Raw genomic sequence first — 17,807 nt, forward strand, 5'->3', positions numbered from 1 at the left:
CGTCGCTCGTTCAGTCCACGGCCGGCTCCACCTGCATTGCGTTTGGAGGAATGATGGCGTTGGATATTCGTCAGCTGTTGAAAATTATGGTCGACAAAGATGCCTCCGACATCTATTTGACTGTTGATCTTCCCCCTCATTACCGCGTCCAAGGCGCGGTACAACCGGTTGGCGATGAGCCTTTGACGAATGAGAATCTTGAAGCCCTGGCGCTGACTATTATGCGCGACCGGCAGCGGAAGGAATTTGAAGAGACGATGGAGATGAATCTGGCCTTGTACTATCCCGATCTCGGCCGCTTTCGCGTCAATATCTTTCGGCAACGCGGCAATGTCGGAATCGTGATTCGGCAAATCAAAGTCGAGATCGTCCCCATTGAAAAGCTTGGCCTTCCTGCAATCTTGAAAGACATTGCCGTTACAAAGCGCGGGCTGGCCCTGTTCGTCGGTGCAACCGGCTCTGGCAAATCGACATCGCTGGCGGCCATGATTGATTATCGCAACGACCGTCTGCCCGGCCATATCATCACGGTCGAAGACCCAATCGAATTTGTCCACCGGCATAAGAAATCCGTGATTAGTCAGCGAGAGGTTGGATTTGATACCCACTCATATGAAACGGCGCTCAAAAACACGCTACGGCAAGCGCCGGACGTCGTTCTCATCGGCGAAATCCGGGACAAAGATACGATGGAGGCCGCCATTACATTCGCGGAGACAGGGCACCTTTGCCTGAGTACCCTCCACGCCAATAACGCCAATCAGGCGATTGAACGCATCATGAATTTCTTCCCGCCCCAGCGACATCAGCAAATCTACTTGCAGCTTTCGTTAAACCTTCGCGCGATTATTTCACAACGCCTCATTCCGTCTTTAGATGGCAAGCGAGTGGCGGCCTGTGAAGTCCTGATGGATACGCCACGCGCGAAGGATTTGATCAAAAAGGGTCAAGTCGACTTGCTGAAAGAGGCGATGGAGCAGGGCGTCCAGGAAGGATCGCAAACGTTCGATATGGTGCTCTTCGAACTGTATAAGGCCGGTAAGGTGAGCTTGGAGCAGGCCCTGATCAATGCCGATAGCACCAATAACTTGCGCCTGAAAATCAAGCTCGCGGGGCTCAAGACAGACGAAGATGAGGCGGGGCCTGACAAAGCGGCTGGTGTCAAAGGGTCTTCTCTTCAGATCAAAGGCGGCTCTCGCCCCTAGTCCTCACCACGTCCTTTCGACTTCCACGACGGCAGCGCCAATGATCGTCGTCACTCCGAAAGCGACTCCAAATATCCGGCGATCTTATCGAGGGCCGCTGCGCTGAGTTTCTGGCCGTACCATCGCGGCATGACGTTGTCGGGATATCCCGGCGTGATATATGTCCCGGGCGACAAGATCGATTCGTAAATGTAGTCGTGGGTGGTGTTTGCTTCCCCATGATAGTTAGGATCAGAAAGCCGCTTCGGCCCATTTTCACCAAGAATCAATTTGGGTCCCACGCGGCCTTCTGCACCCGGGATGCCCGGGATCATATGGCACACCACACAGCCGGCTCGTGTAAACAGTTCTGCGATCGGTTCTTCACCGGTGACCAGCGGAACCATAGCCCGAACGAGCTGGGGTTGAGGAGGAGCAGAGGCCAAGGGGAAAATTGCCGCATTATGCCACAAAAATGAGGCGGCGGTGACGGCGAGGACCAGTGTGCCCAACAGCATGGTCCATGCTCGTTCGGTCAGCCTGCGTCCGCTCCGCTTGACCGGCAGTTTTAGTGCGCCCATTTAATCGTACAACCGATCCATGGGTCGTTTGCGACAGCCGAGGCCTCGCCCTGTAGAAGCGCATCAAACGTTCCTCGCAGAAAGTGGCGGCTTACTGCGTGAGGATTCTGCCACTTGTCATCAATTTTTCCTGCGTAAGCTAGGCGGCAAGTGCGGTCGAACACACAGAACTGCGGGGTTTGTGTAGCGCCGTACGCGTCGGCAACATGCTGCGATGCATCGCGAAGATGAGGAAAGCTAAAGCCTTTGACTTGAGCACGGGCGGGCATCTTCTGTTGGCTGTCTTCAGCATACGCAACGTCGTCATTAGAATTAATGGCGACAAGTTGCACGCCTGTATCGGTATAATCTCGTTGCAGCGTGACTAGGCGATCTTCATACGCCTGGACATATAGACATGATTGCATGAAACCATCACAGGGAAAACCAATTTATCGGCAAAGTCTTGTAACGCATACGTTCGTCCGTTCATCCCAGCGTCGCCGATTCGCAAGTACGCCCCGTCATATTTTCCTGGCTTGCCGTGCCACGACCCACCTTCAGTCATGTTGTACTATTTTGCCGGCGCATCCATGGCACACCGAAATCCGATGCTGGTATCACGAAATTCAGGGTCGGCCGAGAACCGGGCGGTTACTCGGATGCTTCTCGGAGGGTCACCCCATGACCCGCCCCGAAGCACCTTTTTTTCTCCTTCGGCCGGCCCGGTCGGATTCTCTTTCGGCGCCTTGGCATAATATTCCCGATCATACCAATCCGCCACCCATTCGGCGGCATTGCCCGCCATGTGGTACAAACCATAGGGACTCTTCCCACCATTCTTGAGTCCATGCCGAATGCTCATGCCCTCGGCCCCGCTCGTGACCGGCGCCAAGGTAATAGGATAGCTCACCCACAAACCTCGATTGTAATTAGCGATGTCGACAAACGGTTGCATGTCGCCCCAGGGAAATCGACGCTTATCCGTCCCCCTCGCCCCCTTTTCCCATTCCGCCTCGGTTGGCAAGCGCTCCCCCGCCCATGTGCAGTAGGCCTTCGCGTCTTGCCAATCGACGCCGACAACCGGCCGATCTCCCGCAGACATCACCGCGTCATCATCCCACGATGGCGGCGTACTATATTTCGTGGCCTCCAGGAATTTCGCATAACGGGCGATCGTCACTTCAAACTGATCGATATAGTAGCCCTTCAATGTGACAGTATGCTCCGGATGTTCATTGGGATTGCCTTGGTGCCATCCCGGACCGACGTCGTCGGTTCCCATTGTGAACGGCCCTTCAGGAATGAGGATCATCGGCGCACCATCTTTGCCCATCACACTATCCGGTTCGACTCCGTTTGGATTGGTACTCGGTTCAGCGGCTCCTAACAAGAACACGGCGGACAAAAATACGAGCCCCATTCGACTTCCGACCTTCCGCATCCCTCGCATCCGCGCCTCCTCGTGTCAAGGGTCTAGCACCAGCACGCTGTAGATTCTACCCCGTATGCCGGAAGGAACCAAGAGCCAATGGCTAACGAACACGACCTATGACGACGTTGCTTATCGATGGGCTAGAGATGCTATCCTCGGTTCGACGTTCTTACCCATGAGAACCGTGATGGAAGTGGCGGTCCTCCCGTATGGAGGAGATGTTGGTCCTCCCCGATGGTCTGCAAATATTGGCGAGCCCACACTTGGTGGGCCAGGTTCTGGAACGGACGCATTGATACCTACACGGCTTCGCCCTTGGCCATCCCTATCGACATGGTCAGGACTCTTACGCGATAGACAATACGGCTGCGGCGCAATGAATTCGTCGGAATCACAGGCGGGCTAAGGGCTCTTTAAACAGTTTGCCCCAAAAAAAGCCTTGGGTGATACCCCAAGGCCTTTTCCGGAAACATCAGCAGTAGTTTATTTGCCTTTGACGATCGTACAGAACTCCGCGATGATGCCTAGCGTGCTCTTCGCGGAATGATCAACGTGTGACACTTCCGTGACTCCGCCATTCGCTTTGGCGGCCGCGATGCTCGCATCACCGGTGGCGACTAATCCCATAATGCTCGTGGCGCATGCTTTGCCTTCTTTTGACGTATTCGTATCAGTCGTCGCCATGTAACCAAATTTTGTTTCATTGTAAAACACGCCCATCAATGGCGATGCGACCGGCTGACAGGCCGTTAGCCCTAAGAAGCCCACTCCAGTCAGCACTAAGGCGAATTTATTCATTATTTTCCTCCTGGTGGTTGGTTAAGAGAACCTACGGATGACGGGGAATATAAAGGTCCTGTAGAAACCTGTCAACGATATTTCATAGCTAAAAGTACATGTGGACGAGCAACAAGGCTTCATTATCATGATGATCGCGATGATTAAACTCCATCCGAAGCGCAAGATTTCGTTGTACCGTGTACCGCTGTCCAAAGGAAACTCGCCAATCGTCCGATTTCTCACCAAGTGGAAATTTGAGATATGTGGTCGATAGCAGCATTTTCCATCGCTCAGTGACTGCCGCCGTCAATCCGACTGTTCCTCCAGCTCCTACCCTATAATTCTGTTCATAAGCATGGCCGTAAGCCGATTCGACTTCGGCAAACGCAAAGAACACTTCGCGCCCGATCACACGTGACTCAACCGCGGCGCCAATGCCGGCATTGAAAAGTCCGGTCGTGCAATATGCACAACTGTTGTGCCGGACACTCTGCGTGCCGATGTTGACCTTCCACGACGGCGCCTTGAACAGCGAGTCCATCGGGGACAATGACAGGATGTTGGCCAAGGTGAATCGTTCGAGACGGACCTGATCGCTGCGCTCATAATGTCTGAGTGAAGCGCCCAACAGTTCGATTTGGGCGTCGGGCTGATATCCTTTCTCAGGATCAAGCAGGTCATGGTAACCGGCCCGCAAATTGATCTCCTCGAATAGCTCGTTATTTCTCCAGCCAAATCCAGCCCCGGCTCGAGACGTCTTATGGCCTTGGTCCGGCGGATCGGTCGTGGGAAGAACCTGAACGTCGTCGGGTTTCTCACGCAATTGACTGCGTGCATTCAGCACCGCCCGATTCCGTTCCTTGTATTCAGGCGCCCGCTCCTCGTCCCGCACACTGCGATAACGCAAATAATCAGACGCCAGATCCAGGACGAACGCCTGCCGTTGTGGAGCAAGCTCAGTGAATTTTTCGGATTTGATCGCGTGCACATCCTTTGCAATCGATTGCAGACGGCGCTGCTCTTCTTTAGAGAGATGTTCTCGCTTCTGCTTGATTTGTGTGCTCCGGGCCGGGCGGTACACAATCTCTCCGACGAGACCGGGTTGCCTCGTCAGCAAGCGGATAGTATCAACTGGAACGGTCCAAACAACAAATTCATCGGTCAGATGCCAATCCGGGTTGGCAACTTCAAGCAAGGACAGGAGATGGTAGGAGCAGTTTTCCTTGAAGAAAAAATAGTCGAAGTAGGCGTTCCCCAGCTCCCAGGCATGCATCAGCATACGGCGGACTTGGTCATCCGTGAGATTCAACCGATATTCCCAGATGTCACGATTTTCAATGTCTCGGTATTCCCTTACCTTCAAATAATAAGGCACCGTTGAGAAGTATCCTTTATACCCGCCGAAGATACCCTTCACCGCAAATGACACCCCTTCATCGCGTGGAACATCGGCGGCATAGTTGATCGTATAGGCGAGAATCCGGGTCTGCTCAGTCTGGCCTTTTTGATCGATGCGAAGGAGGGTGTGGCCGAACATGGAAGAAGGATTGTTCATATATGCGGACGGGAATACCAGCGTAATGGATTGTGGATTGAGCTCGTGATACCAGTTATGAAAACGCTCACAAGGAAGCGGGGGAAGGCGGCCGTCGTCGATCGCGAGCATGTCCTTTAACCAGGTGTAGCGCGCGATGAAGGCGCATTGCGCAGGCTGGCGAGAGCGGCCGACCAACTCGGACGAAAAGAATTTGGCTAGTGTCGCATTGAGTTCTGCTTGCGGATCCGTCTTGCCGTCAGGAGACAGAAAAAATCCCGGGTCATCGGCTTCGCTGGCATACCCCCCAAAGAGGTTTTTTCGATAGTGCAACAGTACCTGCCATGTCCGTTCTTCGGCCAAGCGGGCCTCTGCGGCTTGTCGAACCAATTCACGGAGGTAGGCTGAGTCAGCGCTCTCAGCTGCCATTGCAGTGGACGCGAACCACAGCAGAACGACCGTGATGATGGTGTATGGAAGCAAGGTGAACGCGGAAGAAAAGAGGCTCCAGCATCCTGGAGCCTCCGGATCGTTAGCGGTTCATCGATACTTTGGCGAGGACAGGATGGCCTTCCACCACCTCATGCAGCGCCTTTAACATGGCCACCGCCGTCGTCTCCCCGGACTGCATCAAGGACGTATACTTCTCCTGGGTCAGCGTAAAGAATTCAGCCTGATGCTCGGGGGGAATTCCCATGAGCGTAGCCAATGACGCAAGATGCTCGCCGCGGCCCTGCGCCATCTCCTGTGCCAGATTCTCGAGAGTAATGGCAGCAAAGACATTCGTCTTTTCCTCCGCCATAACGACGCCGTCATTCGTACACCCTAACGTGCCTGTGGTGATACCGAAGGCCTGCCACGGAAGAATGGTATTATTGGTTGTCGACATGAGCAGTTGAGGAAGAATATTCTTGGGATGTTTGTAATCCTGCCACGCAACCTTTCCTAACCCACACCCCGGACCTGTGTCAGCAATGCCTGCGAATGCCATAACAGCCTGAGAGCAGGTAAGGATAATCATAAACTGCAGAACCGCAAATCGCTTCGTCATCTTCGTTCTCCTATTGAGTGAATTGCATCGGCACCGCTGCAAAATTGGCGTGGAGTATAGCATATGATAGGTGTCGCCTATTCATCGGCATGGCGCCCATCATCCCTTCGTAACCGTCTCCATAAATTGTCTCAACTGCGTGAAGTACGGCGTCCCGCCCACAATGGGAAGATTATTGTGGTCCGCGCCCCTGACGACATACAGCGACTTCGGCTCCGGCGCAGCCTGAAAAACCTGCTCCCCTAAAGGGAACGGTACGATGGTATCTTGGTCGCCATGAATCATCAGAATGGGTACATGGATCGACTTCAGCCGTTCGATGAGCGGAAAGCGCGAGGCAAGCAGCCAGTGCGCCGGCAGCCCGCTGAACTGCTGTTTCGCCATCGCAGACACCGAGGGAAAGGCCGATTCCAGGATGAGTCCGGCGATCTTTCGTTCACCGGCTAAATTGCCCGCAACCGCTGCACCGAGAGAGCGGCCAAATACGACGATCCGGGTTGGATTGATATGACGGATGGCGGTCAGGTACTGGTAGGCGGCGCGCGCATCCTGATACAGGCCTTCTTCGGTGGGTATTCCCTCACTGCGACCATAGCCTCGATAGTCGAAGAGAAACACCGAGAGACCGGTCTCGTAGAGCGCCTTCAAATTTTCAAGCCGATGAATCATGTTCCCGGCATTGCCGTGGCACCAGAGCATGATTGCAGATGACCGGGGTGAGGCAACGTACCATCCGAAGAGACGCGTCCCGTCTTCCGAGGTAAACCAGATATCCTCCAGCGGTACCCGGCTTATGCGAGCCCAATCCCGCTCGATCCACGGATCCGGATGAAAGACAAACATGCGATCGAGGAAATTTGCCGGGCGAGCTGACGATCTCATGGGACCTTATCGCTCTGACCGTCGGCGACCGGTATCGGCCCACGAAAGCCGCCGAGCGCTGCGAGGCATATCAAACCAAGGACAATCCACATCAGTTCGCGGACCCGTCGAAGGATGGCGAAGGTGATTCCGGCAACGTCGGAATATCCATGTGCCATCAAGAGCAAGAGATACCCGCCTTCCTGCGCGCCTATGCTGCCTGGGATAAAGAACGCGCCGCCCTTAATCACGACGGCGAGGGCCGCAATAGAAATCGAGGTCAGCACGTCAGCCGGTGGCCCGATAACATAGAGGATGGCATAGACTTCCAACGCTTCGGTCAGCCATCCCAGGATAAACATACCGACGGACGAGACGAAGGCGCGTCGATCTCGCGCATAAAAATCGTTGATCGCCTCATCCAATGCCTTCAGCTTCTCTTGACGCGACTCCAGATACGATATTCGAATCCGGCATCGCCGAAGCAGACTTAAGAGTCCGATGAACAGCCCCCGACGCTGCATCGTCAGCAATAAAAGCGTCCCGAGCATGAGCAGCGTGACGGTGACGATCGCCGCGCCGACGGGCGTCGAAGACCCGGCAAACTGCCCCGACGGATTCTTCGCCGGACCCATCGTCCAAAACGAGAGAGCAATGCCCACGAGGATAAACACGACTTCAGCCAGAGTCATGGTGGTTTTGGCCGTGACGACTGAAGCCATGGCATCGACAATCGGCACACCGTATCGTTTCAGCAGATAGGCTTTCAGCGGCTCCCCTCCGACATAGGCCGTCGGCGTGGTCATGTTCACCACTTCCCCCGCTGTGCGGATAGCAAAGAGGCGCCAAAAAGACAATCGGCGAGCATGTGGGCCCAAGGTCAGACGCCACCCATACGCTTCAATCACGTACATCAAAAGAGAGGGGAGCAAGATGACAAGGACGGCGATGGGCCCGAGGCTCATCGCCGCCTCGACAATGCGAGCCGGGCCGATATGCCAGATGAGCCCGCTGAAGGTCAGCAGGCCGAGGGCAAGGAGGATCAGCCTAAGCACGAATGGAAGGCGAACGCGTGACCCACGCCGTCATCATCCAGAAGACGTTGGACCCGATAGCCGCGAGCCACAGGAAGGCACTCAGGAGATTCAGAAGCGCGAAAAGGAGCACTATGATCGAAAAATCGCGACTCACCATATTCTTGACCATGAACTCCGAACGGGCGGCTTGCACACGGTTGGCCGAGGCTTGTTGTGTGTCCTTCACTTTCATCCGTGTAACGAACCAGAGTGAAAGGCCATTGCCCGCCATGGCGAGTAGGCCCACGGCAAGGAGCAGCCCCCCCCCCCCGTTCACATATCCGGCCCAGCCGAGCGCGCCAAAAATCGCCATGTGGACGACATTGTCTCCGATCAAGTCTAATTGTTGTCCAAATCGCGATTCCCGGAATGTCAGCCGAGCCACATCGCCATCGCAGCAATCGATGATGGCCGACAGCTGAAACAAAAGCGCGCCGACGACTCCGGCGCGATAGGTGCCTTGAGCAAAAAATCCAGCGGCAAGAAAGCCCACGAAGAGCGAGAGAACGGTAATGGCATTGGGAGACCATCGTGCCTTCACGAAGACCTGCGTGAGCCCTTTCGCCACTTTGCGGTTAAAGTACGTATCGATAAGGCCGTCGTAAGGCCCCTTGGGAGATTGCAAGAGGCGTCGTTCTGCTTCCCTCACGGCCTCGGATGAGCGGACAGTCTGACACCACTGAGATGCTTCTAAATTGATTGGAACGATTTTCAATCGTCCCTCCGCCGCGGCATGGGCCTTGATAAGCTGGAGCGGCGCGCCACGTCGGGCGGGCTTCGATCGCCATGCCGCTCCACCTAACATGCTGGCCGGAACCACCATCATCTCGGCCGCTTCTACACGTGGCTGCTTCCCCTGACACGACGGCACCAGCACAGACTGTGCTCCCTCGGCCTTGACCTGTCGTCTGAACTGATCGATGAGTCCTTGAGAGAAGACCGCTTGCGCCCCGATGACCATGTACGCGCCTACAACATCCTGATCTAGCGCTTCCCAGGTTCGTGGATCGTCCACTGGGAATTCACGCGTGGGCATCCATCGTAGAACAGCGATGATGCGAGAATCCTGCATCAGCAGACGCTTAAGCGATTCTTCTTCGGCGCCGGCCAAGATTACGAGATTGGTCACCCCGGCTCGCTGCAGCGTAAGCACGGTGCGGAGAAACAACGGAAGACCACCGACGGGTGTGTGCGGTCCTATGTGATCGATGTTGAGCGGGAGTGATTGCTGGTCGCTCGCTATGCTCGAAGTCGGCAGCAGAATCGCCGTGTCGAGCGTATGGACGTCCGCTGCTGATTTGCCCGAAGACGGCGGATTGGAAGTGGGAATGGCCATCAGTCTAATTTGGGAATGATATCCCGTTCGGCGCGGAGAATGTCTTCCTGAAAGTCGATTTCCGTCCACGGCAAACCGCCGATCGGTTCATACCCGACCCGCACGTGCTCGAAGAACTCACGGAGGGCGTCCTCATATTCCATATCGAGATCGCCCCGCATGATATGCGTTTCGAGCGACGCGATAAGCATGGGGCATTCGGCGGCTCGGACCTTCAAAAAACCGACGCCTTCTCCTGCCAGGTCGTAACGGTCCGGCATCCGTTTGGACAGCGCGACGACGCGGCCGCCACGCACGATCGCCATACATTCTTCGGTCTGTTGGGTCACAGTATCGTCGAGCAAGAGTGCGGTTGGAGACGTAGAGGCAATGAGCCGCTTCAGAATATGCCGATGAAACAGCACGTCGGCGTCCATGATGAGCACATCGCCGCGTATTTCTTCTCGCGCGCGCCATAGCGACGTGATGCTTCCCCGCTGATAGTCCTCGCTCACCAGATACCGCACATCCACCCCGCTGAGGCCGTCTCCCGCCACGGCGCGGATCATGTCCTGCTTATAGCCGACGACGATGACGGCTTGTTGCACGCCAACCCCCGCCAACGCTTCAAAATAGCGGACCAGCAGAGACCGCCCACCGACCTCGATCAAACATTTGGGGCGATGTTGTGTGACCGGCCACAGCCGTTTGCCGACACCGGCGGCGAGAATGATTGCTTTCATGAATGAACCGGCGCGCTTTCCAGCATGTTCTGGAAAGCGCTGAGAAACCCTTCGAGGTTCTCTTGCGACAACGCGCCCATGTTCGCGATACGGAAGATTTTGGGCTCGAGTTGCCCCTGCCCGGCATAGATGACATAGCCGCGCTCCTTGAGCCGATCGTGCAAGAGCTGATAGGAGAGGCCGGCCGGCAGATAATACGAGGTAATCGTATTGGACTGATGCTCCGGTGGAAGCACAGGCTTTACATTGAGCCTGGTCATCGTGTGGCGAATCATGGTGGCCGCTTTTTTGTATCGAGCAATACGATTGACCACGCCTTCTTCCAACAATTCATTGAGCGCTTCGTCGAAGGCGTAATACACCTGCACTGCCGGCGTAAAAGGAATCGTCGCCTTCTCCTGTTGCTCATAATAGAGCGGGAGATGAAGATACCATGAGCGTTTGGGATAGCTCCTCATGCGCTCCATAAATCCTTTGCGTACCAGCACAAATGACACGCCTGGAAAACCCTGAATGCATTTGCCCGCCGTCCCGGCGACCATATAGATCTTCGACCCGGCGATGTCCAACGTCTCTCCCCCCAGCCCACTCACCGAATCAAGAATAAAGACACGATTTTGGCTGTCGACCACTTCGGCAATCTCTTTCACGGGATTGATGAGCCCGGTCGTTGTTTCATGGTGAACCATGCCGACGACATGAACTTCGGGATGCTGCCGCAACGCCAAACGCAGTGTTTCGGGATCAGGCCTTGTGATCCAATCCCATTTCAAGTCCGGGATGCCGAGGCGATGCACGCCGTACATCGAGGACATGCGGTCCCCATAGATACCATTGGTAATCGTTAACGAGCGCTTGCCCTGCGGCACGGACGACAGCAACGCCGCTTCCACCGCAGCGGTCCCTGAACCGGTAAGCACAATTGCGGTATATTCCGACTCGGCGCCCGGCACAAACGCCTTCAACAACTTTTCGCGAATTCCCGTCAACAATTCTGAGAACTCGGATTCGCGATGGCAGATATCCGGACGCAAGAGCGCCTTGCGCACCCGCTCGGAGACATTCACCGGCCCGGGGTTTAACAAGATCATGGTTGAGTTCCTGGCTTCGAAGTAATAGCTCAGCCCTCAGCTTCGCTCAATTTCACTTTTATTCTAAGGCTTTCATGAATCGCTCCGTCATCTCGGGTGGTTCCAACATGACGCGATCAACGTCTTCCGCCTGCTCGGTCACTTTCACGAGCAGAAAACTCGGGCCGTCTTTCTTCAACATCTCTTTAAACTCGTACACCAAGTCTTCGCGCTCGATCACACGTTCCACATTGACATAGCCGGCTGCCTTGGCCATGTGTTCCAGCCTGACCAGTCGAGAAATAGTCGGCTGGTTTCCCGTGCTGCCATAGACTTCATTATCAAAGACCACATGGATAAAATTCTTCGGCCTCAATGCCCCTACCGTCGCTAATGTCCCCATACCCATCAGCACATTGCCATCGCCGTCCAGGATCACGACTTTTTTCTCCGGTTTGGCAAGCGCGACACCGAGCCCGATCGCCGGCGCCACGCCCATCGAACCGATCATATAAAAATGTGTCGGACGATCGGCAATTTTAAATGCCTCGCGGGATGCAAAGCCGTTGCAGACAATTACAGGTTGATCGGTCAGCAACTCCAACACGGCCGCCATTGCCCGTGCGCGGCTCTGAATGGTGCCTTCTTCCGGTCTCATGGGTGCAGGCCTTTCACGACACCCTTCTTCAACAGCAAGGCCACGGGCAGCCGTTGTTTCATGAAGGTTTGGGCCGTCCACTTCAGGTCCTCAATAAGACTCTGTTCAGACAGAGTTCGATGTGGGATTCTCGCCGCATCCAGAATCTGGGTCATACTTTCTCCCATGACGAGGTGTTCGGGAGCGTCTTTGCCTTGAAAGCCTCGCCATGAAATAAGCAAGAGACATGGCTGCCGATAGATGACGTTGAGCGAGATCAAGGCATTCAGGGACGTGCCCAAACCCGAGTTTTGCATCAACACCGCCGGAATCCTGCCCGCCATAAAGGCCCCGGCGGCCATGGCAACCGCCTCGTCCTCGCGGACGGCCGGCGTGTAGATTCGGCGCTCCATGAGGGTGGCGATGATGCCGCCTAGGATCGAATCAGGAACACCGGTAAAAAAATTAAACCCGATGTCCTGCAACGCTTGAACGAAATCGTCGCTGTCAATCATAGATCTTACTCACACTCAACTGTTACGGAGCGCTGTTGTGACCCGGGCAGCCGGGAAAACGGATTCGCATTATAACGACGAGGCAGGGGATTCACAAGAACCGGCCGCCTTCGTGCATGCCGTCCGCCATGCGCAGGAATTAGCCCCGGTGCATGTGAGCGCTGGACCGCTGGACCGCCGGTCGCGTAGTTGCCCCGCTTTCGAGATCGTGTTACTGTTTTCTCATAGGACCTGCATGAATCTTTCTCGCAGCGCGTGCTCCTTTTTCTGAATCGAGTAGGATGATGTCGGCACATCGACTGACATTCATGATCGCCTGCATGCTTGTGCTGATCAGTTCGACACCCCTGCGCGCCGGCAGTCTGATCCATAACGACCCCAAAGGCTTCGACGGTCTTGCCTGGGGCTCTTCACTTGCGGAACGTGAAGACTTGAAACTGGTTGATAACGGGTCCGAGGAGATCAAAGGCTACGACCGAAAAGAGGGGCCGATGCCGTTGGGGCAAGCGACGGTCGACTTTATGCGGTACATCGCGATCGGCGACAAGTTCGCGCGCGTGACCGTCCGCTACCATGGCAAGGACACGCATACTCAAGTGCTGGCGTATCTCCAATCGCTCTACGGTCAACTCGACCGCACGCCAGGACAGATGGTGCGGGGTTTGAATCAGCAATTCAATTGGCGCGGGACGGACACCGAGATCAACGTCACCTATGAAGCGCAAGGTGACCGTGGATTTGTCTTCTTCGACAGCCGAGTGCTGTCACCCCGATTTAATGATAATATTGCCGACAACGCGTATTAGCAGGGGCCGTTTTGATGCAATCTGCGCTTCAATTAAGAGAATGATGTCCCACCGCCACAGACGGTTTTTTTAGACGCTAGCCCGCCCAGCCTCTAACTTTTCATTGACAATCAGTCATCCGGTTTCGCATTATGACGCCCCATGCATAACGCCACAAGACTCCGTGCCCTGCTTCAACGCCCCGGCATCATTAAAGCCGTGGGCGCCCACGATGCGCTGAGCGCCAAGCTGATCCAGTTAGCCGGATTCGATGCCATCTGGGCCAGCGGCTTTGCCATTTCCGCATCGTTGAAGTGCATCCCGGATGCCAGCTTCATCACCTCCAGTGAACAACTGGAAGTGGAACGAAATATGGCCGAGGCCATTAGTATCCCGATCATTGCGGACGTCGATACCGGCTATGGGAACGCCCTGAACGTAATGCGCACGGTCAATGAACAGGAACGCGCGGGCGTCGCCGCTATTTCTATTGAAGACAATGTCTATCCGAAGCGGTGCAGCTTTTACGCCGGTGTCCGCCGGGAATTGATTCCGATCGAAGAACATTGCGGAAAGATCCGGGCGGCCAAGGCCGCTCAAACGATCCCGGACTTCGTCGTCATCGCACGAACCGAGGCGCTCATCGCCGGATGGGGACAAGAGGAAGCCCTGAAGCGGGCGGAGGCGTATGCCGAGGCCGGCGCCGATGCGGTCTTGATTCATTCCAAATCGCCGACGTTCGACGAACTGAAAACGGTCGCAAAAGCTTGGTCCGGCCGTGTCCCGTTGGTCGTGGTCCCCACGATCTTTGATGGGGTCACGACGGCTGAGCTTGAGGACGCCGGATTTAAAATCGTCATCTACGCCAATCAAATGGTTCGGGCCAGCATTCGGGCGATGCGCGATGCGCTGGACGTGATTAAGAAAGATACCCGCCCCGGTTCAGTCAATGACCGCATTGTGAAGTTGAAGGAAGTCTACGACATCGTCGGGGTCCCCGAAATGGAAGAAGATGAGCGGCGCTTCCTGCCGGTAGGCGGTGAGAAAATCACCGCGATTATCGCCGCGGCTGGATTTGAACAACAGTTGCTCCCGCTCATCGAGGACAAACCAAAGTGCTTGCTCGACATCAAAGGGAAGACTATTCTCGAGCGTCAGATCGCCACGCTGAATGAATGCAACATCAAAGACGTCGCATTGGTTCGCGGCTATAAGAAGGAAGCCATTACGCTTCCGAATATCCGGTACTACGACAACGATCGGTACGAGGAAACCGGCGAACTGTTCTCACTGTTCTGTGCCGAAAATGAAATGAACGGCCGATGTCTCATCCTGTATGGAGACATCATTTTTGAGACGGCCGTGCTTGAAAAATTGTTGAAGAGTCCGGCAGATATTAGTCTGGTGGTCGATCTCGCCTGGTTCGATCAGAAGCAACATGGAAACACGGCTCCTCATATCAGGCCCGATCTCGTATCATTGCAAGACTCTCCCGGGAAAAGCCATCCGTTCCGCTACATTGCTCCGGAGGAACAGAATCGCATCGTCAAGATTGGCCAGCATGTGCAGCATGAACACGCCCATGGGGAGTTCATTGGTCTGGCGATGTTCTCGGAACGCGGGATCGAAGCCTTCAAGCAGGCCTACCGTAAGGCCCAGAAGACGTCTCAGACGAAAGGATTCCACGAATCCGGCAGCCTAACGAAGGCGACCTTCACCGATCTGATTCAGGAACTGATTGATCACGGCCATTCCATCAATTGTGTCCCGACCTTCAAAGGATGGATGGAAGTTGATTCCTTCGAAGAGTACCAGCAGGCGTGGGCAAAGATCAGAGGCTAAGTCAGGTGTGGCGGTAACTCCGCCCTCTCCTCCGTCTTCCGCACACTCATTGAGTGTATTCCTTACTTTATCTCACGTGCCTCTTCCTCGTCAGGATGTTTCGTGCGATGCCAGAGCACAATCCCAAGTCCGACCGCCGCACTCACCACCATCAACGCATTCGTAAAGAGAAAGACCAGATCATGTATCAACCAACTGTAGAGGAGAAACCCTCCGGACGCCCCCATTTGGCCGATGAACAGCCATTTCGAGACGCCTTTGCTTGAGCCCTGCTGCCATTGTCGATAGACCTGCGTAACAATCGTCAACACCAATACCGCTGACGCTCCCCACCCGACGAAGTCTTGAAATGACACAGCCACCTCACTTGTCTTTACTGGCTATACATTCTATTCATACCATCTCTCGATAAAGCTAGGACAGTGCTCCGGCATCTCGGACTTTTAGTGTCGCCGGTTACCTGATCAACCATTACCGAGAGCCTTTTTCATACCGTCCATCTTATGGTACAGTCTTGTGAGTAATTACTCACTCACTGCATGATGATGAAAAAACCAAAGGACCAGGACTTCGTACGGTTTTCCCGGACGGAACGTCAGGCCAGCATTATTGCCGCAGCGGCATCGCTGTTTGCTGTGAACGGTTTCAAGGGCACGACGACGCGCGAAATTGCCAAGACGGCGGGAATCAGCGAAGCCTTACTGTTCAAGTATTTCCCCACCAAGCACGCGCTCTATGCGGCAATTCTCGCGGAGAAAGCGCCGATTTCCGACCTGCTTGAGGTCGTCGAAGATGCGGCGAAGAAACGCGATGATGTCCGGGTCTTCACGCTCATTGCGAGCTACCGCATTCACAGAGGCAGCGACCCTATGTTGATGCGTTTGCTCTTATTTAGCGCACTGGAAGGGCATGAACTGTCCGACATGTTTTTTCAGAACCAGCACCGGATGTTTTACGATTATCTTTCGGGCTATATTACCCGGCGCATTCGTGAGGGGGCGTTTAAGCGGGTTGACCCGCTCCTGGCAGCGCGAGGGTTCATGGGCATGGTGGTGCATCATCGTTTGTTGCACGAAATTTTTCGTGTCCCAACACATTGTTCTCCGGAAGATGCCGTACCGGCCTATGTCCGATTGTTTTTACACGGATTGACGACGACGCCAAAACCACCACGAAAGGCTCGGGCTTCGACATGAATCGTATTCGGCAGCATCCCGCCGTCACTGTGCTGCTCGTTGTGGTCCTCGTGATAATGGGGCTTGTCGCATTTCGCCTAACGAGCAGCGGGGCCAAGACAGACAACCGCAAGCCGAGGCTGACTACCGTCGGGACGGCCATGCCGATTCGGCAGGACCTGGACATCAAGCTGTCGTACACCGCCGACATCCAGCCGTTTCAGCAGGTCAACATTTTTTCAAGGGTCGACGGCTACATCGCGAAACTTCACGTCGATAAAGGGGATCTGGTGAAGGCGAATCAGCTGTTGGTCGAAGTCGATCACACCGATTATGTGCACGCCGTCAACCGCGCGAAAGCCAATTTGGTGGCGGCGCGGGCAGACGTGCTTCGTCAGGAGGCGAATGTTCGCAATGCCTTGCTGCAGCTGACTCGCATGGAAGCACTGATCAAAGCTCAATTCGTCTCGCAACAGGATCTGGACAATGCGCAGATCACGCATGACATGGCATTGGCACAACTCGAATCATTGCGTGCCCAGGTCAAGCAAATGGAGGTCGCCCTGCAGCAGGCGGAAACTAATCTCACATACTCGTACATACGGGCCCCGTTTGCAGGCTATATCGCGGAGCGCAATCTTGACGCCGGCGCTTTTGTCAGTGGATCGACGGGCAGCACCTCAACGATGTCACGCGGCATTCTCAATCTGCATGAGATCGACACGGTACGCACGCTTATTGAAGTGGTGGAGAAAGATGTGCCTCTGGTGACAATTGGGCAGAAGGCCGAGGTTCGGGCTGAGGCGTATCCGCACCGAGTTTTCGAGGGCACCGTCACACGAGTGGTGCAGGCGCTCAACCGGCAGACGCGCACGATGACGGTCGAGGTCGATCTTCCGAATCAGAGCCACCTCCTCAAGGGTGGGATGTTCGCCCGCGTCGAGCTGATGGTGGGAAAGCATGAAGACGCGGTGCAGATTCCGGCGGATGCGCTCACTCGCCTGGACGACTTGCAGTACGTGTATGTCGTGAAAGACGGCAAAGCCCTTCAAATCCCCGTGGAGGTTGGCGAGCGCGTGGGAAACCGAATTGAGATCACGAAAGGCCTGACAGGCGATGAGCAGGTGATCGTCTCCGGCAAAGACCTGGTCAGCAGCGGGACACCGGTCGAGCCCCGCCCGCTCGATGCCGGCCCGGCCACCCCGCCTGAGCCCTCTCCGTCTCCCCCACTCCCGAAGGCCTAG

The 17,807-nt window shown here is 55.3% G+C and carries 19 protein-coding genes; 5 read left to right on the forward strand and 14 right to left on the reverse strand.

Annotation, left to right across the window (positions count from 1 at the left end; translation table 11 throughout):
* Positions 1–59 precede the first annotated feature (59 nt).
* Entirely contained in the window at positions 60–1,205 is a 1,146-nt protein-coding gene (locus ACWHYZ_RS20535; RefSeq protein ID WP_447987624.1) for a PilT/PilU family type 4a pilus ATPase, read from the forward strand.
* Between the two features lie 50 nt (positions 1,206–1,255).
* Here the strand turns inward: ACWHYZ_RS20535 and ACWHYZ_RS20540 are convergent, their stop codons facing one another.
* From ACWHYZ_RS20540 to ACWHYZ_RS20600, 13 genes are all read right to left on the reverse strand, one after another.
* Positions 1,256–1,765 carry a hypothetical protein gene (locus ACWHYZ_RS20540; protein ID WP_447984529.1) on the reverse strand — a complete coding sequence of 170 codons (510 nt, stop codon included), beginning with the start codon at positions 1,763–1,765 and terminating at the stop codon, positions 1,256–1,258.
* A complete protein-coding gene (locus ACWHYZ_RS20545) occupies positions 1,753–2,172 on the reverse strand; it encodes a redoxin domain-containing protein (protein WP_447984530.1) in 420 nt (139 codons plus the stop codon). Before ACWHYZ_RS20545 ends, ACWHYZ_RS20540 begins: the two co-directional genes overlap by 13 nt.
* A 146-nt stretch (positions 2,173–2,318) precedes the next feature.
* The gene (locus ACWHYZ_RS20550) at positions 2,319–3,197 is read right to left on the reverse strand and encodes a formylglycine-generating enzyme family protein (protein ID WP_447984531.1); all 879 of its coding nucleotides are present in this window, start codon (positions 3,195–3,197) and stop codon (positions 2,319–2,321) included.
* A gap of 465 nt (positions 3,198–3,662) precedes the next feature.
* Positions 3,663–3,977: a TRL-like family protein gene (locus ACWHYZ_RS20555; RefSeq protein ID WP_447984532.1), complete on the reverse strand. Its 315-nt coding sequence runs from the start codon at positions 3,975–3,977 to the stop codon at positions 3,663–3,665.
* Positions 3,978–4,065: 88 nt separating this feature from the next.
* On the reverse strand, positions 4,066–5,922 hold the full coding sequence (locus tag ACWHYZ_RS20560; protein WP_447984533.1) for an Lnb N-terminal periplasmic domain-containing protein: 1,857 nt from the start codon (positions 5,920–5,922) through the stop codon (positions 4,066–4,068).
* A gap of 103 nt (positions 5,923–6,025) precedes the next feature.
* A complete protein-coding gene (locus ACWHYZ_RS20565) occupies positions 6,026–6,544 on the reverse strand; it encodes a DUF3015 domain-containing protein (RefSeq protein ID WP_447984534.1) in 519 nt (172 codons plus the stop codon).
* A 99-nt stretch (positions 6,545–6,643) separates the two neighbouring features.
* Entirely contained in the window at positions 6,644–7,426 is a 783-nt protein-coding gene (locus tag ACWHYZ_RS20570; RefSeq protein WP_447984535.1) for an alpha/beta hydrolase, read from the reverse strand.
* On the reverse strand, positions 7,423–8,460 hold the full coding sequence (locus tag ACWHYZ_RS20575) for a flippase-like domain-containing protein (RefSeq protein ID WP_447984536.1): 1,038 nt from the start codon (positions 8,458–8,460) through the stop codon (positions 7,423–7,425). The genes ACWHYZ_RS20570 and ACWHYZ_RS20575 overlap by 4 nt, the downstream gene beginning before the upstream one ends.
* Positions 8,453–9,817 carry a CDP-alcohol phosphatidyltransferase family protein gene (locus ACWHYZ_RS20580; RefSeq protein ID WP_447984537.1) on the reverse strand — a complete coding sequence of 455 codons (1,365 nt, stop codon included), beginning with the start codon at positions 9,815–9,817 and terminating at the stop codon, positions 8,453–8,455. Before ACWHYZ_RS20580 ends, ACWHYZ_RS20575 begins: the two co-directional genes overlap by 8 nt.
* Complete coding sequence (locus tag ACWHYZ_RS20585) at positions 9,817–10,539, reverse strand: phosphocholine cytidylyltransferase family protein (protein ID WP_447984538.1); 723 nt, start codon at positions 10,537–10,539, stop codon at positions 9,817–9,819. The genes ACWHYZ_RS20580 and ACWHYZ_RS20585 overlap by 1 nt, the downstream gene beginning before the upstream one ends.
* The gene (locus ACWHYZ_RS20590; protein ID WP_447984539.1) at positions 10,536–11,630 is read right to left on the reverse strand and encodes a pyridoxal-phosphate-dependent aminotransferase family protein; all 1,095 of its coding nucleotides are present in this window, start codon (positions 11,628–11,630) and stop codon (positions 10,536–10,538) included. Before ACWHYZ_RS20590 ends, ACWHYZ_RS20585 begins: the two co-directional genes overlap by 4 nt.
* Positions 11,631–11,688: 58 nt before the next feature.
* Positions 11,689–12,267, reverse strand: coding sequence for a thiamine pyrophosphate-dependent enzyme (locus tag ACWHYZ_RS20595; RefSeq protein WP_447984540.1), 579 nt, complete (start codon positions 12,265–12,267; stop codon positions 11,689–11,691).
* Positions 12,264–12,761, reverse strand: a complete 498-nt coding sequence (locus ACWHYZ_RS20600) for a thiamine pyrophosphate-binding protein (RefSeq protein ID WP_447984541.1) — start codon at positions 12,759–12,761, stop codon at positions 12,264–12,266. The genes ACWHYZ_RS20595 and ACWHYZ_RS20600 overlap by 4 nt, the downstream gene beginning before the upstream one ends.
* Positions 12,762–13,081: 320 nt before the next feature.
* On the opposite strand from ACWHYZ_RS20600, the gene ACWHYZ_RS20605 reads away from it, so the two are divergent.
* Both ACWHYZ_RS20605 and ACWHYZ_RS20610 read left to right on the forward strand, forming a co-directional pair.
* Positions 13,082–13,567 carry a hypothetical protein gene (locus ACWHYZ_RS20605; RefSeq protein ID WP_447984542.1) on the forward strand — a complete coding sequence of 162 codons (486 nt, stop codon included), beginning with the start codon at positions 13,082–13,084 and terminating at the stop codon, positions 13,565–13,567.
* A 141-nt stretch (positions 13,568–13,708) separates the two neighbouring features.
* The gene (locus ACWHYZ_RS20610) at positions 13,709–15,388 is read left to right on the forward strand and encodes an isocitrate lyase/phosphoenolpyruvate mutase family protein (RefSeq protein WP_447984543.1); all 1,680 of its coding nucleotides are present in this window, start codon (positions 13,709–13,711) and stop codon (positions 15,386–15,388) included.
* A 62-nt stretch (positions 15,389–15,450) separates the two neighbouring features.
* On the opposite strand, the gene ACWHYZ_RS20615 is transcribed toward ACWHYZ_RS20610, so the two are convergent.
* A complete protein-coding gene (locus ACWHYZ_RS20615; RefSeq protein ID WP_447984544.1) occupies positions 15,451–15,750 on the reverse strand; it encodes a hypothetical protein in 300 nt (99 codons plus the stop codon).
* A 177-nt stretch (positions 15,751–15,927) separates the two neighbouring features.
* Between ACWHYZ_RS20615 and ACWHYZ_RS20620 the strand changes: the two genes are divergently transcribed.
* Both ACWHYZ_RS20620 and ACWHYZ_RS20625 read left to right on the forward strand, forming a co-directional pair.
* On the forward strand, positions 15,928–16,584 hold the full coding sequence (locus tag ACWHYZ_RS20620; RefSeq protein WP_447984545.1) for a TetR/AcrR family transcriptional regulator: 657 nt from the start codon (positions 15,928–15,930) through the stop codon (positions 16,582–16,584).
* Positions 16,581–17,807 (forward strand): efflux RND transporter periplasmic adaptor subunit, encoded by a 1,227-nt coding sequence (locus ACWHYZ_RS20625; RefSeq protein ID WP_447984546.1) that lies wholly within the window; start codon positions 16,581–16,583, stop codon positions 17,805–17,807. The genes ACWHYZ_RS20620 and ACWHYZ_RS20625 overlap by 4 nt, the downstream gene beginning before the upstream one ends.

Source organism: Nitrospira sp. Nam74 (assembly GCF_965152615.1).